The sequence below is a fragment of the Streptomyces sp. NPDC033180 genome (assembly GCF_055577645.1).
Genome location: NZ_JBVIPU010000002.1, coordinates 441,652 through 460,961, shown reverse-complemented (window position 1 = coordinate 460,961; position 19,310 = coordinate 441,652). Strand labels below are relative to the sequence as shown.

17 protein-coding genes are annotated in these 19,310 nt (G+C 69.8%); 10 read left to right on the top strand and 7 right to left on the bottom strand.

Going from position 1 to position 19,310, the window contains the following annotated elements; translation table 11 throughout:
* The first annotated feature begins 210 nt into the window (after nt 1-210).
* The 4 genes from ACZ5WE_RS08720 to ACZ5WE_RS08705 all read left to right on the top strand — a co-directional run bounded on the left by ACZ5WE_RS08720 (nt 211) and on the right by ACZ5WE_RS08705 (nt 3,970).
* Entirely contained in the window at nt 211-1,713 is a 1,503-nt protein-coding gene (locus tag ACZ5WE_RS08720) for a SulP family inorganic anion transporter (RefSeq protein ID WP_467684409.1), read from the top strand.
* A 172-nt stretch (nt 1,714-1,885) separates the two neighbouring features.
* Nucleotides 1,886-2,386 carry a YceI family protein gene (locus ACZ5WE_RS08715; protein WP_467684411.1) on the top strand — a complete coding sequence of 167 codons (501 nt, stop codon included), beginning with the start codon at nt 1,886-1,888 and terminating at the stop codon, nt 2,384-2,386.
* A gap of 259 nt (nt 2,387-2,645) precedes the next feature.
* The gene (locus ACZ5WE_RS08710) at nt 2,646-3,194 is read left to right on the top strand and encodes a cysteine hydrolase family protein (RefSeq protein WP_467684413.1); all 549 of its coding nucleotides are present in this window, start codon (nt 2,646-2,648) and stop codon (nt 3,192-3,194) included.
* Nucleotides 3,191-3,970, top strand: coding sequence for a uracil-DNA glycosylase (locus ACZ5WE_RS08705; protein ID WP_467684415.1), 780 nt, complete (start codon nt 3,191-3,193; stop codon nt 3,968-3,970). The genes ACZ5WE_RS08710 and ACZ5WE_RS08705 overlap by 4 nt, the downstream gene beginning before the upstream one ends.
* 27 nt (nt 3,971-3,997) lie before the next feature.
* Here the strand turns inward: ACZ5WE_RS08705 and ACZ5WE_RS08700 are convergent, their stop codons facing one another.
* The 4 genes from ACZ5WE_RS08700 to ACZ5WE_RS08685 form a co-directional block, all read right to left on the bottom strand.
* Nucleotides 3,998-4,684, bottom strand: coding sequence for a DUF6766 family protein (locus ACZ5WE_RS08700; RefSeq protein WP_467684417.1), 687 nt, complete (start codon nt 4,682-4,684; stop codon nt 3,998-4,000).
* An 83-nt stretch (nt 4,685-4,767) separates the two neighbouring features.
* Nucleotides 4,768-5,181, bottom strand: a complete 414-nt coding sequence (locus tag ACZ5WE_RS08695) for a hypothetical protein (protein WP_467684419.1) — start codon at nt 5,179-5,181, stop codon at nt 4,768-4,770.
* A gap of 268 nt (nt 5,182-5,449) precedes the next feature.
* Nucleotides 5,450-5,641, bottom strand: a complete 192-nt coding sequence (locus ACZ5WE_RS08690; protein ID WP_467684420.1) for a CsbD family protein — start codon at nt 5,639-5,641, stop codon at nt 5,450-5,452.
* Nucleotides 5,642-5,766: 125 nt separating this feature from the next.
* The gene (locus tag ACZ5WE_RS08685) at nt 5,767-6,228 is read right to left on the bottom strand and encodes a VOC family protein (RefSeq protein ID WP_467684422.1); all 462 of its coding nucleotides are present in this window, start codon (nt 6,226-6,228) and stop codon (nt 5,767-5,769) included.
* Between the two features lie 166 nt (nt 6,229-6,394).
* Here ACZ5WE_RS08685 and ACZ5WE_RS08680 point away from each other — a divergent pair, with 166 nt between their 5' ends.
* Both ACZ5WE_RS08680 and ACZ5WE_RS08675 read left to right on the top strand, forming a co-directional pair.
* Nucleotides 6,395-7,414 carry a helix-turn-helix transcriptional regulator gene (locus ACZ5WE_RS08680; RefSeq protein WP_467684424.1) on the top strand — a complete coding sequence of 340 codons (1,020 nt, stop codon included), beginning with the start codon at nt 6,395-6,397 and terminating at the stop codon, nt 7,412-7,414.
* A 134-nt stretch (nt 7,415-7,548) separates the two neighbouring features.
* Entirely contained in the window at nt 7,549-8,676 is a 1,128-nt protein-coding gene (locus ACZ5WE_RS08675; RefSeq protein ID WP_467684425.1) for a S1 family peptidase, read from the top strand.
* A gap of 105 nt (nt 8,677-8,781) precedes the next feature.
* On the opposite strand, the gene ACZ5WE_RS08670 is transcribed toward ACZ5WE_RS08675, so the two are convergent.
* Both ACZ5WE_RS08670 and ACZ5WE_RS08665 read right to left on the bottom strand, forming a co-directional pair.
* Complete coding sequence (locus tag ACZ5WE_RS08670) at nt 8,782-10,287, bottom strand: carotenoid oxygenase family protein (protein WP_467685176.1); 1,506 nt, start codon at nt 10,285-10,287, stop codon at nt 8,782-8,784.
* Nucleotides 10,288-10,413: 126 nt separating this feature from the next.
* Nucleotides 10,414-11,580 carry an agmatine deiminase family protein gene (locus tag ACZ5WE_RS08665; RefSeq protein WP_467684427.1) on the bottom strand — a complete coding sequence of 389 codons (1,167 nt, stop codon included), beginning with the start codon at nt 11,578-11,580 and terminating at the stop codon, nt 10,414-10,416.
* 126 nt (nt 11,581-11,706) lie between these two features.
* On the opposite strand from ACZ5WE_RS08665, the gene ACZ5WE_RS08660 reads away from it, so the two are divergent.
* Complete coding sequence (locus tag ACZ5WE_RS08660) at nt 11,707-12,288, top strand: TetR/AcrR family transcriptional regulator (RefSeq protein ID WP_467684430.1); 582 nt, start codon at nt 11,707-11,709, stop codon at nt 12,286-12,288.
* 55 nt (nt 12,289-12,343) lie between these two features.
* Here the strand turns inward: ACZ5WE_RS08660 and ACZ5WE_RS08655 are convergent, their stop codons facing one another.
* Nucleotides 12,344-12,904: a DinB family protein gene (locus ACZ5WE_RS08655; protein ID WP_467684432.1), complete on the bottom strand. Its 561-nt coding sequence runs from the start codon at nt 12,902-12,904 to the stop codon at nt 12,344-12,346.
* Between the two features lie 239 nt (nt 12,905-13,143).
* On the opposite strand from ACZ5WE_RS08655, the gene ACZ5WE_RS08650 reads away from it, so the two are divergent.
* The 3 genes from ACZ5WE_RS08650 (at nt 13,144) to ACZ5WE_RS08640 (ending at nt 19,240) form a co-directional block, all read left to right on the top strand.
* A complete protein-coding gene (locus tag ACZ5WE_RS08650) occupies nt 13,144-14,415 on the top strand; it encodes an alginate lyase family protein (protein WP_467684434.1) in 1,272 nt (423 codons plus the stop codon).
* Nucleotides 14,416-14,579: 164 nt separating this feature from the next.
* Complete coding sequence (locus ACZ5WE_RS08645) at nt 14,580-15,782, top strand: serine hydrolase domain-containing protein (RefSeq protein WP_467684436.1); 1,203 nt, start codon at nt 14,580-14,582, stop codon at nt 15,780-15,782.
* A 164-nt stretch (nt 15,783-15,946) separates the two neighbouring features.
* Nucleotides 15,947-19,240, top strand: coding sequence for a family 78 glycoside hydrolase catalytic domain (locus ACZ5WE_RS08640; RefSeq protein ID WP_467684438.1), 3,294 nt, complete (start codon nt 15,947-15,949; stop codon nt 19,238-19,240).
* The last annotated feature ends 70 nt before the right edge of the window (nt 19,241-19,310 follow it).

Below are 19,310 nucleotides of genomic sequence, written 5' to 3'. Positions count from 1 at the left end.
GCCGCCGGGGCGGCCACCTTCGATCTCTACCGTAACGTTAGGGTAGAGTCGGCGGCTGCCGGGTTCGGCCCGCGCGGCGCCCCGCTCACGGATCGGGACGCCATCCGTGACCTCCGCCGTGTCGCAGCCGCTGAGAGCAGCGCTCGCGGCCCACTCTTCCGCACGCCCAGGGTGATGCCAGGCGCTGCCCGAGCATGACAGGTACCACTCTTGTCCACGTCCGCACTGTCCCCGGCCGCCCGGCTGCGTGGCCTGCGCCCCGACTGGCTGTCCGATCCGAAGGTCTGGCGCACCGAGGTGCTCGCCGGTCTGGTCGTCGCGCTCGCGCTGATCCCCGAGGCGATCTCGTTCTCCATCATCGCCGGGGTCGACCCGGCGATCGGTCTGTTCGCCTCTTTCACCATGGCCGTGGTGATCTCGGTCGTCGGCGGACGCCGCGCGATGATCTCCGCCGCGACCGGCGCCGTCGCTCTGGTCATCGCCCCGCTCAACCGCGAGCACGGCTTCGGCTATCTGGTCGCCGCCGTCATCCTGGCCGGCGTCTTCCAGATCGTCCTCGGCGCGGTCGGTGTCGCCAGGCTGATGCGCTTCGTGCCCCGCAGCGTGATGGTCGGCTTCGTCAACTCCCTCGCCATCCTGATCTTCATGGCGCAGGTCCCCGAGATGCACCACGTGCCCTGGCCCGTCTACCCGCTGATCGCGGCCGGTCTTGCCCTCATGGTGTTCTTCCCGAAGGTCACCAGGGTGATCCCGGCACCCCTCGTGTCCATCGTGACCCTCACGGTGATCACGGTCGCCGCCGGGATCGCCGTGCCGACCGTCGGCGACAAGGGCGAGCTGCCCTCTTCGCTGCCGGTGCCCGGCCTGCCGGACGTGCCCTTCACACTCGACACCCTGGCCACCATCGCGCCCTACGCGCTCGCCATGGCGCTGGTCGGCCTGATGGAGTCCCTGATGACCGCCAAGCTCGTCGACGACATCACCGACACCCGCTCCTCCAAGACCCGTGAGTCCATCGGCCAGGGCGTCGCCAACATCGTCACCGGCTTCTTCGGCGGCATGGGCGGCTGCGCCATGATCGGCCAGACGATGATCAACGTGAAGGTGTCCGGGGCCCGCACCCGCCTGTCCACCTTCCTCGCGGGCGCCTTCCTGATGGTCCTGTGCATCGTCTTCGGGCCCGTCGTCTCCGATATCCCCATGGCCGCGCTGGTCGCCGTGATGGTGATGGTCTGCTTCGCGACCTTCGACTGGCACTCCATCGCACCGAAGACACTGAAGCGGATGCCGGCCGGTGAGATCACGGTCATGGCCGTCACCGTGGCGTGCGTGGTCGCCACGCACAACCTCGCCGTCGGCGTGGTCGCGGGATCGATCACCGCGATGGTCGTCTTCGCCAAGCGCGTCGCCCACCTCGCGGAGGTCACAGCCATCACTGACCAAGACGCCGGCAAGGTCACGTACTCGGTCACAGGCGCGCTGTTCTTCGCCTCCGCCAATGACCTCGTCGGACAGTTCGACTACGCCGGCGACCCCGACAAGGTCGTCGTCGATCTGACGGCCGCCCACATCTGGGACGCCTCCTCCGTCGCCGCCCTGGACGCGATCGGGACCAAGTACGCCCAGCGCGGCAAGACGGTCGAGATCATCGGCCTGAACAGGCCGAGTGCCCAGCTCCACGAGAAGCTCAGCGGCGAACTCACCCGCCACTGACCGTCCGGGACACATGACATGTGTACCGGGGGATCGGCGACATCCGGATCTGCCCCGCATCTCGCTCCGCGGGCACGCTGAGTTGAGTGACCGCGGGATGGCCGAGCCACCGCGGACGGCGGAAGAGGGAGGCGCGGAGGTCATGGTTCCTGCGGCTAGGAAAGATCAAAGGGTGCCGGAGAGCGGCACGTACGAGATCGACGCGGCGGCTTCGACGGTGCGGTTCCAAACGCGCACGGTCTTCGGCCTGTTCCCGGTCAGGGGCGCCTTCGGCATCAGCCGGGGCCGCATCACCGTGGCTGATCCCGTCGAGGACTCCTCAGTGGATGTGACGGTCACGACGGACTCGTTCGACTCGGGTCTGGAGCGCCGCGACCGGCACGTCACCTCCGCCGACTACCTCGACGCGGCCAGGCATCCGGAGATCGAGTTCCGCGGTCGCCGGGTGACGGAATCCGAGACGGGCACGGCAGTGCTGCAAGGGGAGTTGACGGTACGAGGCGTCACGCAGCCCGTCGCCGTCAGCGTCGGCGCGGTCGCGCGGAACGGCCGACGGCTGTCCGTCGAGGGGACAGCCGTCATCGACCGGTACGCGTTCGGCGTGACCACGGCGAAGGGCATGACCGGTCGCCGCCTGAAGATCCGACTCGCCATCGAAGCGGTCGCCCGCTGACCGTGGCCGTCTACCGGCCGTGCCAACCGCACGGACTTCGGGCTGGGACGGCTCCGACGTGACCACGGTCATCACAACTCCCTCTCCAGGCAGGCGGGAACGCGATCACAGGGCTGCGCGCGGACTCGGACACTTGGAGCATCTCGCCGGATCCGGATGCCGCGCCAGCCATCTTCGGGTGAGCACGCGACGGAGGCACGGCCGTGCGCTCAGGCGGGGCGTCCGTGATTACCGGTGAGGCACGTGATGGACTCGGAGCATGGTTGTGAAGGCTCTCATCGTCGTCGACATGATCAACATGTACGACCACCCCGATGCGGAGATTCTCCGCAGGTCGGTCAAGGAAGTGCTGCCCAACGTCCGCAGACTGATCGAGCGTGCGCGGGCCGAGGACGTCGTGGTGATCTACGCCAACGACAATTTCGGTCAGTGGCGCTCGCACCACGACGAGCTCCTGGACATCGTCCTGAGCGGCCCGCATGCCGATCTGGTCGCTCCGATCCGCCCCAAGAGCGACTCGCTCTTCGTGGTGAAGGCCCGGCACTCGATCTTCTACGACACCCCTCTGGAGTACCTGCTCCGCCAGCGCGGCATCGAGTCCGTGCTCCTCTGCGGCCAGGTGACCGAGCAGTGCATCCTCTACTCGGCGCTCGACGCTCACATCCGGCACCTGGACGTGGTCGTGGCCGAGGACGCCTGCGCGAGCATTCACAGTGACCTCGCCGGCGCCGCGCTGCAGATGATGGAACGGAACATGCAGGCACGCCTGGCCCGTTCCACCGACGACGCGCTGTTCGGGCCCGAATGAACCCGCTGGACGAGTTGGACGCCCGCATCGCGGGGTGCTCCGCCTGCCCCCGCTTGGTCGAGTGGCGGGAGGAGGTGGGCCGGGTCAAGCGGGCCGCCTTCATGGACTGGACGTACTGGGCCCGGCCGGTGCCCGGCTTCGGGCCGCCGGACGCCTCGCTGCTCGTCATCGGGCTCGCGCCCGCGGCACACGGAGGGAACCGGACGGGACGGATGTTCACCGGCGACCGTTCCGGAGACGTCCTGTACAAGGCGATGTACGACCTGGGTCTCGCCTCGAGCCCACTGGCGGTGTCCATCGACGACGGCCTGACGCTGCGTGGGCTGCGGGTGACGTCGCCGGTGCACTGCGCACCGCCCGAGAACAAGCCGACCCCCGGTGAGCGGGACACGTGCAGGCCGTGGCTCGTGCGGGAGCTGGACTTGCTGGGCCCGCGGCTGCGATCGGCGGTGATTCTGGGGGCGTTCGGCTGGCAGGCGGCCCTGCCGGCGTTCGCGGCGGCGGGGTGGCGCGTGCCCAAGCCACGGCCGCGGTTCGCCCATGGCGCGCGGGTGACGCTGGAGCGTGAAGTGGAGCAGGCGACCGGAGCCCGCTCAGGGGCCGACGCGCCCGGCGAATCCGGCCCGGGTCCTGTCACCCTGTACGGCTGTTTCCACGTCAGCCAGCGGAACACGTTCACGGGCCGACTGACTCCGGACATGCTCAGGGACGTCCTGCGCCAGGCAGCGGGCGAGGCGGGTATTCCCCCCTACGCACGAGTGGATGGGCAGCAGTGATCGGCCGGGCACGCGCCGCCCGCGGCTTCAGCCGCCTTCGACGCCGGTCGAGTCGTGGGACGAGCCGACCGGCTTTGACTCCGGTGAGCCGCGCTGTCGCAGATAGACGGAGAAGATGGCCATCGACCCGACGGCGAGGAGTTCGGACTGCCAGTTCTGCAGAGTGCGGTTCCAGAAGTCCGCGGCGCCCAGGTACTGGAACCAGCTGACCGGCGCCTGGAGTTCCCGCAGATGCTCCTCGTTGTACGCGGCCACGCCGGTGATGGACTGGGCCAGCCAGCAGAAGAGGAACAACGTGCACATGAGCGTGCCCAGGGACCGGGAGTACCAGGCCTGGCGTACGCCGCCCGCCGCGGCCCAGCGCGGAGAGTCCGGCTTCGCGTGCCGGCCGACCTTCTGGTCCTCGTCCGCCTCCAGACCCGCCTTGTCGAGCGGTTTGGACTCGGGTGACCCGCGCTGGAGCAGCCATACCGTGCCGAAGATGTAGAGGAAGAACTGCAGGTACTCGGACTGCCAGTTCTCCGTCACGTCCACAGCGAAGTCGGAGGTGAGGAGGTAGCCCCCGAAGCTCACCGGCTGCAGTTGCTCGGCGACCAGGTGGTTGTTGAAGTCGGCGTGCCCGGCGACCGCCTGGCCGACCAGGGTGAGGACGAATCCCGTGCCGAACACCAGGGTCAGCCCGTTGTCGCGCAGAAAGTGCCCGGCCCGCGTCATCGCTGCATCAGCCCCAGCGTGATGCAGTAGGCAAGGCCCCCGGTCACCACCAGGAGATACAGCGTGAACAACGCCCGCACCCGTCAACCGCCTTTGATCAGACACTGATACGGCATGCCCGTACGCTCGGTGCAGCCGGCCGCCGTGACCTTCCATCCGCCGGGGAAGGACGACAGGAAGAGCGTGTCGTGGTCCGTCACGACACGGGCCTGACGCCCGTACACGTCGACGACGCGCACCTCGTCCGCCGCGCCCGGCTTGGGCAGCCCCGCGTCGGGCAGGACGCGTGTGCACGGCAGTTCGGCGTTCTGCTCCAGCTCGTCGCGGGTGCCGGGGGCCAGCGCCGCGCAGCCCCGCGTGGTGTCCGTCGTACGGACGTTCTCCTGGAAGCGCAGCGCCGCCGCGGAGGCGGAGTCCTCGCGCTCCTGGACGCTGCCGCAGCCGCTCGGGGCGGTGAGCAGCACCGCCGCGAGCGCACCCGCTCTCGCTCCGCGCATACCGCGCACCAGATCTGCTCTCCTTCGCGGCCGCCGCTCTCCGAGGCGTCGCACCTGGGCGGTGTGCCGCGCGGGTACGAGCTCAGCCGACGATGCCGCACACCCTCCCGGCAGGCGGAACCTGCGCATCCGACACGCTGTGGCAGCCGGTCCGATTCATCGTGGCGGCCTAGAGCCCCCGGGGCGGGCCGTACGGGAGCTGTCCAGAACGGCCGAAGCCCCCGCACAGGAGTGTGCGGGGGCATCGGCTTCGGCTGTGGGGAGCCGGTCAGGTGTCGCGGCGCTTCATGGAGTCCCGCGTGTCCTGGGCGCGGTCGCGGGCGTCGCCCATGGCCTTCTTGGCCTCGCCCTTCGCCTGGTCCACCTTGCCCTCGGCCTGCTTGCCGCGGTCACCCGTGACCTTGCCGGTCATCTCCTTGGCCTTGCCCTTCATCTTGTCCATGCCGCCCTTGTCAGCCATGCCCACTCCTTTGTCGGTACAGCGCCCACCGAACTCACACACGGTGTTGGCCTCTGCGTTCAACGTAAGCGGGACACGGAGACCCCGCCCGTCCAGTCGTCACGCACGGTCACGACGGGGCGAAATCAGTCCAGGCAGAACTCGTTGCCCTCCGGGTCCGTCATCACGATGAAGCCGGCGCTCATCGGGGGAGCGGGCTCTTCGCGGCGCAGCCGTTTCGCCCCCAACGCGACGAGGCGTTCGCACTCGGCCTCCAGGGCCGCCATGCGCTCCGCTGACTCGAGTCCGGGAGCCGCACGGACGTCGAGGTGGACGCGGTTCTTGGCGACCTTGTCCTCCGGGACCTGCTGGAAGAACACGCGTGGGCCGTCTCCCGCCGGGTCCTCGATGGCCGACTTCGTGTTGCGCTGATCCTCCGGCACGCCCATCCGCGCGAGGAACTCGTCCCACGCCGCGAGGGCGTCGGCGCCCTCCGCCAGGTCGACTCCGGGCGGGCCGGGATGGACGTAGCCCAACACGTCGCGCCAGAAGGACGACAGCGCTCGCGGGTCATGGGCGTCGAAGGTGACTTGGATGTCGCGGCTCATCGGATTGCTCCGTTCGGGTAAGCGGAATTCAGCTGCGCAAAGAGGCGGCGTCTGCGAGGCCACGCGCCCGGGCCGGCCCCCTGCTCACACAGCGTCCGGTTCCAGTTGACTGCGTCTGCGGCCATGGAGCCACCGTTGCACCCGTGGCGGACAGGATCGGTCCGCTATGTCTGGCAGGCTGCGCACCATGGACGGGCCGCGCGACGACGAGCTGGGTACGACGGAGCGGGTGCTCACGCTGCTCGGGCTGCTGCAGCAACGCCAGGTGTGGACCGGTCCCGAACTCGCCGGGCGGCTCCGGGTGACGCCGCGCACCGTACGACGTGATGTCGCGCGGCTGCGCACGCTGGGCTGTCCGGTGTATGCGGGCCAGGGAGTCGGCGGTGGCTACCGACTCGGCCCGGGGCGTGACCTGCCGCCGCTGCTCCTCGACGACCAGGAGGCGATCGCCACCGCGGTCTCGCTGCTCGCCGGCGCGGGAGGCGCGGTAGCCGGTGCGGGTGAGGCCGCCCTCCGGGCGCTGTCCAAGCTCGACCAGGTGCTGCCCGCGCGGCTGCGGCACGAGGTGCGCGCGCTCTCGGACTCGGTGGAGTTCTTCGGCACAGGTCGCACGCCCGTCGATCCCGATGTGCTCGTGACGTTGGCCAGAGCGTGCCGCGACGAGGTCGAGGCCGGCTTCGACTACCCGTCCAAGGGCGAAGTGCGACGGCGGCGGGTCGAGCCCTACCGCCTGGTCGCCTCCGACCGCCGCTGGTACCTCCTCGCCTACGACCTCGATCGCGACGACTGGCGCAGCTTCCGTGTCGACCGGATGACCGACCCGGCCGCCCGGACCTTCCGCTTCCGCCCGCGCGAGGCGCCCGACGCGGCAACGTACGTACAGGAAGGCGTGGCCAGTCGGGTCTACCCGCACCGGGCACGCTTCCTCGTGCACGCGCCGGCCGACACGGTGCGGGCGCAGATTCCGGCGTCGGCGGCGGTCGTACGACCGCGGGGGAGCGAGCACTGCGAGGTGCTCAGCGGCGCCGAGCGCCTGGACGCCGTGCTCATGCATGTGCTCCTGCTGGGGCACGACTTCGAGGTGCTCGACCCTCCGGAGCTCGGTGAACGCTGCCGCGCGCTGGCGGAGCGTCTGCTGGCGGCCGGTACGGCGGCCCCGCCGCTGCCGGACGTCAACAAGCCCTGAGCCACTGGTCGCTGTGGCACGGCTCACCGCGGTCATCGATGAACGCAACCCTCGTCGCTCCCGTATCTAGGACCGGACATGTCCCCGGCCTCGGTCGGTGATCGCAATCGGTATCCCCCACAGGAGGCGACGAGTTGAGGCACAAGCGAATACCCAAGCGAAAGGCCGTTCTGGCAGGGGCCGCGGCCATGGGCATGGTCGCGACGGCCGTCCTGCTGCAGCAGGCCAACGCCTCGCAGTCCGGGTCGGAGACCGCCTCAGGGTCCGCCGCCAGGAACCTCAGCGCGGCCTCGGCGACCAAGCTGGTCGAGCCGTTGGCCTCGCAGCTCGGCGACGCCTACGCCGGGGCGTACTACGACGAGGCGAAGCAGCAGCTCGTCGTCAATGTCGTGGGCAGCGACAACGCGGTGAACGTCGAGGTGAGAAAGGCCGGAGCGGTGGCGCGGAGCGTCGACAACAGCGCGGGCGAACTCGGCTCCGCCACCCAGACGTTGGCGAGCCGGGCCACCATGGCCGGGACCGCGTGGGCCACGGACCCCAGGACCAACCAGGTCGTGGTCACGGCCGACCGCACCGTCACCGGCGAACGCTGGGACAAGCTCGAGTCGACCGTCAAGTCACTCGGCTCGGGAATGGCCCGCATCCAGAAGTCCGCAGGAGAGTTCAAGCCCTTCGCCGCAGGCGGTGACGCCATCTTCGGAGGCGGCGCACGCTGTTCGCTCGGCTTCAACGTGACGACCGAGGACGGCAGCCCCGGCTTCCTGACCGCGGGGCACTGCGGAGTGGCCACCGACAGCTGGTCGGACGCCCAGGACGGCGCGGCCATCGGCACCGTGCAGGCCGCGACGTTCCCGGGGGACGGCGACTTCGCCCTGGTCACGTACGACGATCCGGCGACGGAGGCCCCGAGCACGGTCAACACGGGCGACGGCCAGACCACGGAGATCGTGCAGGCCGCCGAGGCCGCGGTCGGGCAGGAGGTGTCCCGCATGGGCAGCACCACCGGCCTCCAGTCCGGCACGGTCACCGGCCTCAACGCCACGGTGAACTACCCGGAAGGCACCGTCAGCGGGCTCATCCAGACTGACGTCTGTGCCGAACCGGGGGACAGCGGCGGCTCGTTGTTCACCGCTGACGGAAGCGCGATCGGCCTCACGTCGGGCGGCAGCGGCGACTGCACCGCGGGCGGCGAGACCTTCTTCCAGCCCGTGACCACCGCACTGGCCGCGGTGGGCGCCGAGATCGGCGCGGGCGGCAACTGAGGTCCGCGCGGAACTCCTGAGAGAGGGCTCCAAGCCATCGCGGCGCCGACCGCCTGAGGGCTGAGGCGCCGCGATGGATCCCTGTCGCGGCCCACGGGTACACCGTCACGCACCCACCCAGCTTCCGTGGAAGCCCAGCGGCACCCGGCCCGGAAGGTGGATTCGGGCCAGTGGGTGGCCGGTGAAGTCCTGGGCCGAGAGGATCACGAGGTCGGTCGCTCCGCGCTCGGGGTCGTTCACGTAGGCGAGGACGTAGCCGTCGTCCTCGCCGCGCGCGCCCCGGCGCGGCACGAACACCGGCTCGCTCGCCGCCGCGCCCTTCGGGAAGCGGACCACCTGCTTGCTGCCGCGCAACATGTCGTGTTTCACCAGGCAGTTGGTGAACTTGTCGTCCGGCACAGCCCCGTCGACCGTCTCGTACGCCCGCCACATCTCGGCCGCGCTCGCCGTGTACCCGTAGCGGTGCCTGCGGGAGACCAGGGATTCGTTGACGCGAGGGAACTCCTGCGGCAGATCGTCGATGCGGGTGCTGCGGACCTTGCCGGTGCGCAGGTCCACCGTCCAGCGGTCGAGCGTCGGCGTGCCGGTTGCGGAAGGCCCGCCGCTGCCCCGCCCTGCCGCGTGGAACGGGGCCGGCATGCCGGTGTACTCCACCACCACCGTGTCGCCCTGGTCGTACGCGTTGAGGGTGTGCGAGTAGTACACCGGGTCGACCTCGAACCAGCGGGCGGCGCCTCCGGCCCGCGGCACGATCCCGACGCGCATGGGGTGGTGGTCGTTCCAGATGTAGGGCACCTTGGCCCCCGCCTCGGCGGCCGCCGCGTCGAACGTGATCGGAACGTCCACGATCACCACGTACTTCTGGGTGAGGGCGAAGTCGTGCATCATCGGCGCGTCCGCGACCGGAATCCTGGTGGTCCGGGCCACCCGCCCGGTCCCGTCGATCATGATGTGCCGCACATGGTCCCAGGTCGGGTAGTACGCCACCGCGTGCAACTCGTCCGCTGCCGCGTCGTACTTGGTGTGCGCGGTGAACGCGCCCCGCAGTGTGGAGCGGAAGTCGCACGGGCGCACCGTGCCGAGCTCGCCGTCCAGCTCGTACGGCAGCGGCCCGCCCTCCTGGAGCGCCAGGATCCGCCCCTTGTACCCGATGACGTGCGTGTTGCACGCGAAGTCGTCCGGCGAAGCATCGCCCGGATACGGCTCGCCCAGCTTCTTCGCCACCTGCGAGGAGCGCACCCACCGGTTGCGGTACCACTCGGCACGTCCGCCGCGTAGCCGCACCCCGTGCACCATGCCGTCGCCCAGCATCCAGTGGTGCGCCCGCGGGTCCTCGAGGCCGAGCGCGTTCGGGCCTGTGCGCAGAAAACGCCCGTCCAGGTCGCGTGGCACGCGGCCGGTCACCCTCAGGTCGAACGCGGTCAACTCCTCGGTGACGGGCGCGAACGCGCCCTCCAGGAACGGGAGTGGCTTCTTGCCGCCCATGCCCTGGTCACCGACCCGGCCGTCCTGCGCCGCCGCGTCGTGGCCGAGCCCGTAACCGCCGACCACGCTGCCCGCCGCCGAGAGGGCCGCCCCTTGGAGAATCCTCCGTCGCGTATGACTGGTCATCATGTCTCCCCGTTCCCGTCGCAGTTCTCTGGTGACGGGAACAAGCCTGCGCCGAACCGGGCCGTGGGGCAGGAGGTCTGAGACCCGGGCCCCGGGTGGTGCTGATGCCACCTCCCAGGTCCTGCGTCAGCCGACCGGCCTGCCGGGCTGATCGTGCGTGGAGCAGTGGATGCCGCCGCCACCGGAGGCGATGGCGTCGATCCGGACCGGCACGACGTCGCGCTCGGGGAAGTGCTCCCGCAGGATGCTCCGGGCGCGGTCGTCGGCCTTCCGGTCCCCGAACCTGGGTATGAACACGGAGTCGTTGGCGACGTAGAAGTTGGCGTACGTCGACACGAAGTCGTCGCCCTCACCAGTGATCCTGTCCAGGTCGGGCTGCGGCAGATCGATGATCTCGAAGGGCCGGCCCCTGGCGTCCGTCGCCTTGCTGAGCACGGCCTTCGCCTGGTCGGCCGCGCGCGACCAGGAGTCGGCGGGCGTGCCGGGTGCAGCGCGGTCAAGGAGCACCACACCGGGTGCGGTGAAGCGCACGAGGCTGTCCACGTGCGCGTCGGTGATGTCCTCGCCGCGCACACCGGCCAGCCAGATCACCTTCTTGATGCCCAGCGTCCGCTTGAGCTCGGCCTCGACCTGATCCCGGCTCTTTGTGGGGTTGCGGTTGTCGTTGACGATCGAGCTCTCGGTGATGAGGAGCGTGCCCCGGCCGTCGGTCTCGAAGGCGCCGCCCTCGGCGACCAGGGGAGCCTTCCTGCGAGGGATCTCGTACTTCGACAGGAGGGTGCGGCCCACACGGGCGTCGTGCGTGTGCTCCTGCTTGTCGCCCCACCCGTTGAAGTTGAAGTCGACACCGACGACGTCGCCGTCCTGCTCCACGAACACGGGCACGGTGTCGCGGGCCCACAGGTCGTCGACGACCAGCGGGATCACCTCGACATCCCGCCCGCAGGCCTTCTGGGCGGCCTTCTGCTGGTCGGGCCCGGCCAGCATCACCACGTACTCGTACTCCGCGATGGTGCGGGCGACGCGCGCGATGTCCTCGCGCATGTAGGGGAGGTCCTCGCCCCACACCGACGCCAGGGCGGGCCACGACATGAAGGTGCGCGCGTGGCTCTCCCACTCGGCGCCCATGCGCAGTCCCGCGGTCTCCGTGTCGCCGGCCGCCGCCAGCTCGTCGCCGGGCCCGCACGCCGAGGCCCCGAGCACGGCTGTGCCGATCCCGGCGAGTGCGCGCAGGGCTGAGCGGCGGGAGGGGAGGGACGGACGAGATCGAAGAGGCGGGAGGAGGGGGGACACGGTGAACTCCGATCATCGCGATGGGGCCGCTCGTTGCCTCGACTCTGACACAAACTGAAAATTCAGTCAAAGACGGCGAGAGCCCGAGATCACCGAGCCGGGGGAAGGCCGGTAGGGTTCGGATCCATGGCGTCCCGCACTACTCAGATCCTCGAAGCGGCCGCGCGGCTCATCGCCCGTCGCGGCGTCCGCGGCCTGCGTGTCGAAGAACTCGCCGCAGAGGCGGGCGTCTCGACCGGGTTGATCTACTACCACTTCAAGGACCGCACCGGGATCCTGCGCCACACGCTCGAGTTCATCAACGACCGTGCCGAGCGCTACACCACCGGCCGCGCCGCGGACGCCGAACCGCTGACTCCGCGTGCGGAACTGGAGGAGACCCTCCTCCTGGAACTGCAGGACACCCAGGTGGTCAGGGAGAACAGCACCGCCTGGGGCGAGCTGCGGGCGAGCGCCGTCTTCGACGAGGTGCTGCGGGAGGACCTCGCCAGGGCCACCCTGGTGTGGGTGCAGGAGGTGGCGGCCCTCATCGGTCAGGTGCGGCCGACGGCCCCGGCGCCCGCCCTGGCCGCGGCGGGAGAGCGACTCACCGCACTGCTCGAAGGGCTCAGCATGCGCTGGCTCAGCGGCGGACTGCGGATCGACCACGCGCGCGACCTGATGCGCGGTGCCATCGCCGCCGAGCTGGCGCTGCTGCGGGAGCAGTAGATCCTCACGTCCTGAAGATCCCTACGTTCCTGAAAATTTAGTCAATGAGCCTGCCTCAGGCCATGCTCGTCGCGCCGTCCAAGGACTCGCGGATGATGTCGGCGTGGCCGGAGTGCTGGGCGGTCTCGGTGACGATGTGCATCAGTACCCGGCGGGCCGACCACTGTGCATCGGACTCGAACCACGGAGCCTTCGGCAACGGCCACGTGACGTCCAAGTCCGGCAGAGTGGCGACCAGTTCGTCCGTTCGGCGGGCCACCTCTTCATAGTCGGCCAGTACGCCGTCCAGCGTTTCGCCCGGCAGCATCCGGAACCCGTCATCCCGGCTGGCCCAGTCGTCCTCGGTCATGGACGTGAAATCCCCCATCGTCGAAGGGCCGTCCAGGATGAAGTTCACCCAGGCCTTCTCAACCTCGGCGACGTGCTTGATCAGGCCGCCGATGCACAATGCGCTGGCGGTGGTCCGCAGCCCTGCCTGCTCGTCGGTGAGATCGCGGGCCGTGAAGCGCAGGAAGTGCCGGTGCTTGGCCAGCGCGTCCAGCCATTCGGCGCGCTCGCCGGTGACGGCCGGAGTTTCTGCCTGGTCGGGGGTGGTGGTCAGCTCGTTCGAAGCCATGGTTTCCGCCTTCCGATGTTCCTGTCCCGCCGGTCAAGGACCACGCTATGACGCCTATAGGCCAGACGCTGTCCTAAAGGGAGAAGTGCGAGGGCGCGCATAAGCCGTCCTGTCGCGCCCGTTGCCTGTCGACCCTGCGGGTTCTACGCTCTCCCAGTCCAGATGGCGAACGTTGTTCATATCCCTGAACTGGAACCCTGAACTCCCTTACAAGGCTTACCCGTTGACTGGAGTGTGTGATGCGCGCAAGATCCCGGGTGCGGTTCGCAGCCTTGCTCACCGCGGCGGCGGCCCTCGCCTCCGTGCTGATGCCGGTCGGAGCCGCCTCCGCCCGCGAGGCCGCCCCGCGAACCGCCGTGCTCGACGGCAAGCGGCTCCAGCAGACCAAGCTCCGCCTGGACCGCGGCGACCCCCAACTGAAGCGGTCGGTGCGGAACTTGACGGCCCGCGCCGACGCGTGGATCGGCCAGGGGCCCTGGACGGTCGTCGACAAGCCGAAGCCCGCGCCCGGCGGTGACGTGCACGACTACCTGAGCCAGGCGCCTTACTGGTGGCCCACGCAGTCGCCGACCGCCGACAACCCGTGGGGCTGCCCGTACGAACAGCGCGACGGGCAGCGCAATCCCGAGGTCGACACCGGGACCGACCGCCAGGACGTGGAGAAGGTCTTCGACTCGACGTACGACCTCACCCTGGCCTGGTACTACACGGGCAAGAAGCGGTATGCCGAGAAGGCCGCTTCGGTGCTGCGCACCTGGTTCCTCGATCCGGCGACGAAGATGAACCCGAACCTGGACCACGCGCAGTTCATCCCCTGCAAGTACGACGGCCGGGCCATCGGCATCATCGACTTCTCGCAGTCGTACACGAGCGTCGTGGACGCGGTCGCGATCCTGGGCACAGGTGCGCCCGGCTGGTCGAAGAGCGACCGTTCGGCGATGACGAAGTGGAACAAGGACTTCCTCGGCTGGCTCGTCCACAGCGAGTTCGGGAAGCAGGAGAGTGCCGCGCAGAACAATCACGGCACGTTCTACGACATGCAGGTCGCCGCTCTCGCCTACGCCACCGGCGACACGACGCTCGCCCGCCGCACCGTCCTGGACGCCGGTGCCCGCCGCATCGACCCCCAGATCGCGGGCGACGGCAGCCAGCCGCAGGAGCTCGCCCGGACACGCAGCTGGCACTACTCCACCTTCGACCTGGTCGCCTACACCCGGCTCGCCGCCATCGGCCGGCACGTGGGCGTGGACCTCTGGTCGCACCAAGGCCCCGACGGGCAGAGCCTGTTCAAGGCCGTCGGCTATCTTCTGCCCGCCGCCACGGGGGCAGCACCGTGGCCGCACCCCGAGCTGGAGTTCCACCGGTTCGCCGCGAGCGATGTCGTGCACGCGGCGGCCGACGCCGGGGACGCCGCGGCGCGCAAGGCAGTCCCCGAGCTGGAGACGCCACCCGGCGGGGACCTGTGGGCGCTGCGCCCTGCGGCCGAGCAACTGGACTCGATCGCGGGCTGAGCAAAAGCGCCGGGCTTCCCCGCGCCCGCCCCACCGGACGGGCGCACCTGGGGCTAGCCCTACCCGGAGCAGGGCGGCCAGCAGGATCGTCCCGGGCGGGCGCCTACGGAAATGCTGGGACCGGCATATGCCGATGGTTTCCAAGATTCCGTAGGAGTTGGCTCATGCGTGAGCAGGTAGGGCAGAGGACCCGTTCTTCCAGGCAGCAAGGCGGTCTGCGTCCCGGGTGGCAGAGCGGTCCGCGCAGAGCCGTCCCGGCCGCGGCAGCGATGGTCGTCGGCGTCATGACGCTGGGCGCCGTCGCGCCGCCCGCGGCATCCGCGGCCGCCAGGCCGGACACCGTCCAGCAGGGCGTGAACACGCTGGTGCGCTCCGACGACGTGCCCGCCGCGCTGGCCAGTGCCCAGGACCGCGAGGGCCGCACCCGCACCTACACCGCGGGGGTGGGCGATGTGGCCACCGGCTCGAAGGTGCCCAGAGACGGTCAGGTGCGGATCGGCAGCAACACCAAGACGTTCACCGCCGTGGTCGTGCTGCAACTGGTCCGCGAAGGCAAGATCCGCCTCGACGCCCCGGTCGACACCTATCTCCCGGGTCTCGTGCGAGGCGATGGGATCGACGGGGGCCGCATCAAGGTCCGCCAGCTCCTCCAGCAGAACAGCGGACTGCCCAACTACAGCAACTACCTCGGGGATGACGTCCGTTACTTCGAACCCCGCGAGCTCCTCGACATCGCTCTCCAGCACAAGGCCGACTTCGCCCCCGGGGAGAAGTGGGCGTACAGCAACACGAATTACGTCCTGGCCGGCCTGATCGTCGAGAAGGTCACCGAGCGCTCCCTCGCCGAGGAGATGGACCGACGCATCATCAAACGCATCGGTCTGCGCCACACCTACTTCCCCGCCCCCGGCGACGCCACCATCCGAGAGCCCCACCCCCACGGCTACTACCGGGAGTCGGCCGACGCGCCTCTGCGGGACATCACGGAAATCGACCCTTCCTGGGGGTGGGCCGCGGGCGCGTTGGTCTCCACCAACTCCGACCTCAACCGGTTCTACTCCGAGCTTCTGTCCGACCGCGGCCGCCTCCTCGCACCGGCCCAGCTCGCCGAGATGCGCGGCTCGACCCTCCCCGCCGAAGACACCTTCGGCCCCGGCGCCCGCTACGGCCTGGGGCTCGTGAGCAAGCCGCTTGCCTGCGGCGGCGGCCTGTACTGGGGCCACGGCGGCAGCTTCCCGGGGTACGAGACCCGGGGCGGAGCCACTGATGACGGCCGTGCCGCCAACGTCGCCGTGACCATGCAACTCGGCGACGAGGCAGGCAGAAAGCGTGTCGACAAGGTCGTGGACGCGGCTCTGTGCCGCTGAACCAGACTGCCCGTACCCCTACGTGACGGGTCGTCAGTGCCGGATGGCCGCCCGTGCACACCTCTTGAGTTGCCCGCAGTGGTCGACCTAGGCTTGCCGGGGCGTGAATGAAACGTTTCATTTACCTTTGTGGGCACTCGGATTCATCATCCAAGGGACGTGCGATGAGCGAAGAGCGTGAGACAACGCGCGGCAGTGCGTGGAACCGGCGGGCCTTCCTGAGGACTTCCGCGGGCGGTGCCGGCGCGGGCGTCATCGGGCTGAGCCAGGCTGTGGGCCCAGCCGGTGCGGACGAGCACGGGGACCAAGGGGAGGAGGCAGGGGCGCTGAGAGTGGAGCGCACCACGGTCGAGTACGCGACCTCCGTCCTCGGTACGGATGTCGCGGAGCCGAGGCTGAGTTGGGAGCTGTCGGCGCCGGGCCATGGCGCCCGGCAGAGCGCGTATCAGATCAGGGTCTGGCTCGGCCCGACAGCTGCCGCGGGCGACAAGGACGCCAAGAAGGTGTGGGACTCCGGCCGCGTCTCCTCCCCGCGTACCCTCCAAATCCCCTACAGGGGACCCGCGTTGAAATCCCGCACCCGTTACCACTGGCAGGTGCGGGTCTGGGACGCCGACGGCAGGGCATCGGCCTGGAGCGCCTCGCGCTGGTGGGAGACAGCACTGGCGAAGGACGCCTGGCGGGGGCACTGGATCGGCGCGGACGCCGCGCCGAAGCCGCTGGGCTTCGATGAGGCGTCATGGATCTGGTCGCCGGGTTCCACCGCCGAGGACGCACCGGCGGGAGCGAGATGGTTCCGTGGCGTGCTCGAACTGCCCGAGGGGGTCGACGTGTCCGCCGCCCAGGTCGTGGCCACCGCCGACGACGACTTCACCCTCTACGTGGACGGCGGTGAGGTACTGCACGCCCCTGAGCAGACCGACGGCTGGCGGTCCGCCCGTCTCGCCGACGTGACCGAGCGCGTACGAGGCGCGGGTCGGCGCGTGGTGGTCGCCGCTCGTGCGACGAACCGGGGCAGCGCTTCGGTCAACCCCGGTGGTCTGCTCGTTCGCCTGCTTGTCGAATCCGGCAGCGGCACCCACGAGTTGGTGACCGGGGGCGGATGGAGATGCGCGGAGTCGGAGCAGGAGGGCTGGCAGGGGGCGGACTTCGACGACGGCGGGTGGCCCGAAGCGAAGGTGCTCGCGCCGTTCGGTGAGGGACCGTGGGGGAGTGACGCGCAGGTTCCGGCGGCCGAGCAGCCCGCGCCGTTGCTGCGCCGCGAGTTCAGCGTCCGCAAACCCGTGACGCGCGCCCGCCTCTACATCAGCGGGCTCGCCTATTACGAGGCCCACATCAATGGCAGCCGGGTCGGTCGCCAGGTGCTCGACCCGGGATTCACGGATTACGAGGAGACGGTGTTCTATGCCGTGCACGACGTGACGGACCAGGTCCGCCGGGGTTCCAACGCCATCGGCGTCACGCTCGGGCGCGGCTTCTACGGCATGACGACGCCCAACGTATGGAACTGGCACAAGCCCCCGTGGCACGGGGAACCCCAACTCCTCGGCCAGCTCGAGATCGATCACCCGGACGGTTCCCGGACCACCGTCGCCACGGACGGCTCATGGCGGATCACGGAGGGGCCGACCCGTACCAACTCCCTCTACGCGGGCGAGACGTACGATGCCCGCGAGAACCCCGAGGACTGGACCGAGCCGGGCTTCGACGACAGCGACTGGAAGAAGCCCGTGCGGCGTGATCCGCCGAAGGGAGAGCTGCGCGCGCAGCCGCACGACGCGATCGAGGTCATCGACACCGTGCGGCCCGTGGCGGTGAAGGCGCACGGCGACGACTGGATCGTCGACATGGGACGCACCATGGCGGGGTGGACGTGCCTGCGCGTGCGGGCCGACGCGGGCACCCTCGTACGGCTCGCGCACGGCGAGAAGCTCAAGGACGACGGAAGCGTGCACGCCGAGACGGGCCACGTGCCCGGGCGCTTCCAGACCGACGAGTACATCTGCGCGGGTGGCGGCGCCGACGAGGTGTGGGAACCCCGCTTCTCGTACAAGGGTTTTCGCTATGTCCAGATCAGCGGGCTGCCGGGTAAGCCCGACCCCGATGACGTACTCGGCCGCCTGGTGCACTCGCCCGTCGACGACACGGGCACGTTCACGTGCTCCGAGCCCTTCTACGAGCGGCTCGAACAGGCCATGCGGCGCACGATCCAGAACAACCTGCACGGCATCCCCACCGACACACCGATGTACGAGAAGAACGGTTGGACGGGCGACGCGCAGGTCGGTGCGCCCGTCATGATGTACGCCCTCGGCATGCACCGGTTCCTGAGCAAGTGGCTGGGCGACCTGCGGGACAGCCAGAACAAGGACGGCCAGCTTCCGGTGATCGTGCCGAGCGGAGGCTGGGGGTACGGGGACCTCGGCCCGTCCCCGGAGTGGACCACGGTCTACCCGTTCCTGGTGCGCGAGATGTACCGGGTCTATGGCGACGAGCGTGTCATCGTTACCCATCTGCCCACTCTGGTGCGGTACTTGGACTGGGAGATCGACCGCTTGAAGGACGGTCTCGCGGTCACGGCGCTCGGCGACTATCTCTCGCCCGGCTACGGCGGCAACCCGCCCGAGGACACCCGGCTCACCGCGACCGCCTATCTGCACCGGGCGCTCACCGACACCGCCGAGATGGCACGCGTAGCGGGTGACAACGATGTCCGACGGCGCTTCCTCGATACCGCCGAAGAGCTGAAGAAGAGCCTCAACGCGACGTTCCTCGCCCCCGATGGCCACTACCGCACGGCCAAGGACCCCGAGTACCGGCAGACCAACAACTGCATCCCGCTGGCCTTCGGCCTGGTCCCGCCCGGCGCACGGGCGAGCGTCACGGCTTCGCTCCTCGAAGACATCAAGAAGCGGGGCAACCACCTCAACACCGGCTGCCTCGGCACCAGTGTGCTGCTCCGCTGCCTGAGCGCGCACGGCCACTCCGACGTGGCCCACGCCATCGCCACCCAGCGGACGTACCCGAGTTGGGGCCACTGGTTCGACAACGGCGCGGACACCATGTGGGAGATGTGGCCGCTCGACTCACGCTCACGCGACCACTACTTCCAGGGCACCGTGGTCCAGTGGCTGTACGAGAACGTGGCGGGGCTGCGTCCCGGCGACGAGGGATACCGGACGTTCACCGTGCGGCCCGACGCGCGCACGGGCGTCAGCTGGGCGCGCACCGAGTTCCACACCGTCCGGGGGCCGGCGGAGGTGTCCTGGTCACGTGTCGACGAGACGGTGCGCCTGACGGTGCGGGTGCCGGTGGGCGCGACGGCCGAGGTCCATGTGCCCGCCGCGGCACGCAAGGCGGCCCAGGCGCCCCAGGGCACTGAGTTCGTGCGTATGGAACAGGGCTACGCGGTGTACCTCGCGCCGCACGGGACGTGGAGTTTCAGCGGGCGCCCCTGACGCTTCCGGACGTTTGTGCCCCTGCCCCCTGCCCCCTGCCCCCTGCCCCTACCCCCTGCCCCTACCCCTG